The 3,046-nt window shown below is 48.2% G+C and carries 3 protein-coding genes; all 3 read right to left on the reverse strand.

Features of this window, described 5'->3' with window-relative positions; translation table 11 throughout:
• Positions 1–46 precede the first annotated feature (46 nt).
• The gene (locus B5J93_RS12990; RefSeq protein WP_079326747.1) at positions 47–442 is read right to left on the reverse strand and encodes a hypothetical protein; all 396 of its coding nucleotides are present in this window, start codon (positions 440–442) and stop codon (positions 47–49) included.
• Positions 443–546: 104 nt separating this feature from the next.
• Positions 547–1,848: a homoserine dehydrogenase gene (locus B5J93_RS12995; protein WP_079326748.1), complete on the reverse strand. Its 1,302-nt coding sequence runs from the start codon at positions 1,846–1,848 to the stop codon at positions 547–549.
• Between the two features lie 237 nt (positions 1,849–2,085).
• Positions 2,086–2,940 carry a DsbC family protein gene (locus B5J93_RS13000; RefSeq protein ID WP_079326749.1) on the reverse strand — a complete coding sequence of 285 codons (855 nt, stop codon included), beginning with the start codon at positions 2,938–2,940 and terminating at the stop codon, positions 2,086–2,088.
• Between the last annotated feature and the right edge of the window lie 106 nt (positions 2,941–3,046).

Here is a 3,046-nt window from a genome sequence, read left to right on the forward strand (position 1 = left end):
AACTTTTGGGGTGCGGTTCAGCTTGTGACAGGCGGTATTTTTATGATTATTGTTTGGTTTCGGTATCGGCAGGGTTGGTTTCTTCTGCTGTCGGTACCTCAGCGGGGGCAGGAGCTTCGGCAACAGTCATGGTCTCTGTTGTCTCTGTGCTTGCTGGCTTCGCCGTTTCTGTCGTCTCAGGAGTGGCTGTGGTGGTTTCTGCTACATCAGTAGTTGCAGTGTCGGTTGTGGTGGGGGCGACTACACCTGACGCTCCACCAACACCACCCATTGTGGGCTGTCCGTGGTCATCAAATTTCACTTCTTCTGCTTTTGGGGCATTGGCTTTGGCATTTGCCTCGGCTTCTTCTAGTTTGTCCACGGCTTTTGGGTTGTTATGACCCCCGCAGGCACTAAGTAGTAGGCTCGTGCTGATGATGGCGGTAAATAATTTGGCTTTCATGAGAACTCCTAACGGATGACTATTCAAATAATGCTATTATGCCACAAATGGTAGGGAATTGACAATTTATAATCTTGCACTCTGCCATTTGTGGTTTGGCTTTATTATTCTAAACTTTCTAGGCGGATACGCACCACAGGTTCGGTGACTGCCCCAAGGGCTTCTATCTCTTTGATGGCTTTGTTCATCTGCGATTCAAGTACAGGCAAGGTCAAGATGATGACAGGTACAAGTCCTGATTTGTGAGCGTCACGTTGCATGATGGCGTCAATATTAATGCCGTTTTCACTCAGAATGCGAGTGGTGTCAGCCAGTACACCCAGCTCATCTTTGACCGTCAAGCGCAGATAGTAGCCACAGGTCATCTCATCGCTAGATAGGATGCGAGTGTCGGACAGCTCTTCGGGGACGAACGCCAAATGTGGCACGTCGCTTGGGGTGTTGGCATTGATGACATAAATCAAATCCATGACATCCGCCATGACTGCCGATGCCGTCGCCCCTGCTCCTGCCCCATCGCCATAATACAACGACTGCCCCAGCGGGTGAGCATCTACCATGACGGCATTTTTTACGCCATTGACATTGGCAAGTAGGGTGCTGTTGGGGATGAGCGTGGGATGGACACGTAGCTCAAAGCCATGTTCACGGCGAAACGCAAAGCCGAGATGCTTGATGGTGTAGCCAAGCTCTTTGGCGTAGACCACGTCTTGCAAGTTAATTTTGGTGATGCCTTCACAGTACACTTTGTTAAACTGCAAAGGAATGCCAAAGGCAATCGATGCCAACAAGGATAGCTTATGAGCGGCGTCAATACCTTCAACATCAAAGGTGGGGTCAGCTTCGGCATAGCCTAAGGCTTGAGCTTCTTTTAGTACGTCGCCAAAGCGACGGTTTTTTTGTTGCATTTCAGTTAGAATAAAGTTGCCCGTGCCATTGATGATGCCTGCCACCCAGTCCACTTTGTTGGCGGCTAGGGCTTCACGGATGATTTTGATGATGGGGATGCCACCTGCCACCGCCGCTTCATAACGCACCTGTACACCATGCTCTTCGGCAAGCCCAAAAATCTCATTGCCATGTTCAGCAAGCAAGGCTTTGTTGGCGGTGACGACGTGTTTTTTGTGTTTGATGGCGTGGATGATGACGTCTTTGGCGACGCTCTTACCGCCAATCACTTCGATGACGATGTCCACATCATCATCGGCGGCGATTGCCATCAAATCATCGCTTTGTTTGATGGTAGGGTCAATGTCATCTCGCCGCCTCCTTGTGCCGACGTGAGTGATACAGATGTCATGACCGCTACGGCGAGACAGCTCAACGGCGTTGTCTTTTAGTAGGTTGACCACGCCTGTACCAACTGTTCCCAGACCCAAAACCGCAATGTTAATTTTATCTTTCATGAATGCCCCAACTGGTTATCTATAACAAAAATTGACGGTAAAACCGAATTGCTTAACTTATCATAAGTTCATGGCTTATGCTAGGGGGTTTGTAAAAATTTTTATGGGTTTTGTCAAAATTTTTTGTAAAAATTGTAACAGGTGATGGGATTTGATGAGTGTGGTGATTTGTTTTTAAAATCTTATAAAAAAGGGCTAAAAACCGAGCCCTTTTGTTTGTTATTTATAAATTAACCATCAACGATTGGCAATAGCCTCTTTGGCAAGCTCAGCCGATGGCAAATAGCCCCCAAGCTGTTGCCCGTTTTCGGCAAAGATGGCAGGCGTGCCTGACACACCCAGCTTGTGACCGAGTGCCATGTGTTTTCGCACGGGGTTGTCACAGCTTGGGGCGGTGACGTCTTTGCCTTGTTTGGCGTTGGTCAGGGCGGTTTGGCGGTCATTACTGCACCACACGCTCTCGGTCAGACCTATCATAGACTCGCCACGGGGCCATGCCAGATAGCGAACTTCAATGCCAGCGGCACTGGTTTGGTCAATCTCTTTGTGCAGAAGTTGGCAATAATGACAAGTAGGGTCTGAGAAAACATAGATGGACGCTTTGGTCTCGCCTTTGGCAGGGAAGATAATCATCTCAGATTTGTCCACGGCTTGTAGCTCGGAGACAACTGCTTTTGACATCATGGCACCACTGATGTCCACAGGTCTGCCATCGCCCAGTTTTAGGATGGCACCTTGGACGATATATGTGCCTGTTTTGTCCACAAAGACGGGCGAGACGCCATCCAAAGTCGCCCAATACATGTCGGGCATGTCGGTTGGGATGACGGACTGAACCTGAGCGTTAAGACCTGATTTGTTTAGGTTGTTTTGTAGGGCAAGGGCGACATCGGGCTGATGGTTGGGATCGTCATTTTGGGCAGGGGTATTGTCCACTGGTTCGGTGCTTATTTCTTGGGTTTGGTCGGTGGCAGTTGCCGTGCTGTCTGTTTTTTTGTTGTCCGTTTTGTTGTCTTGGTTGCACCCGACCAGCAGTAGGGCGGTCATGGCAATGGTCAAAGCGGTGTATGATAGGGTGAGTTTGATGGTCATGATGATAAATGATAAAAGAAAAATGAGTTATTATACCAAACTTTATCATTTTGCCTAATGATTTTATTCATTAAAAAATAAAAATCACCCCACTCTCAACTTAAAA

Origin of the sequence: Moraxella equi (assembly GCF_002027555.1) — a bacterium.
Taxonomy (GTDB): domain Bacteria; phylum Pseudomonadota; class Gammaproteobacteria; order Pseudomonadales; family Moraxellaceae; genus Moraxella; species Moraxella equi.

Coding starts and splice junctions, on each gene's coding strand:
- B5J93_RS12990 (WP_079326747.1), bottom strand. CDS start 442: ATGAAAGCCAAATTATTTACCGCCATCATCAGCACGAGCCTACTACTT.
- B5J93_RS12995 (WP_079326748.1), bottom strand. CDS start 1,848: ATGAAAGATAAAATTAACATTGCGGTTTTGGGTCTGGGAACAGTTGGT.
- B5J93_RS13000 (WP_079326749.1), bottom strand. CDS start 2,940: ATGACCATCAAACTCACCCTATCATACACCGCTTTGACCATTGCCATG.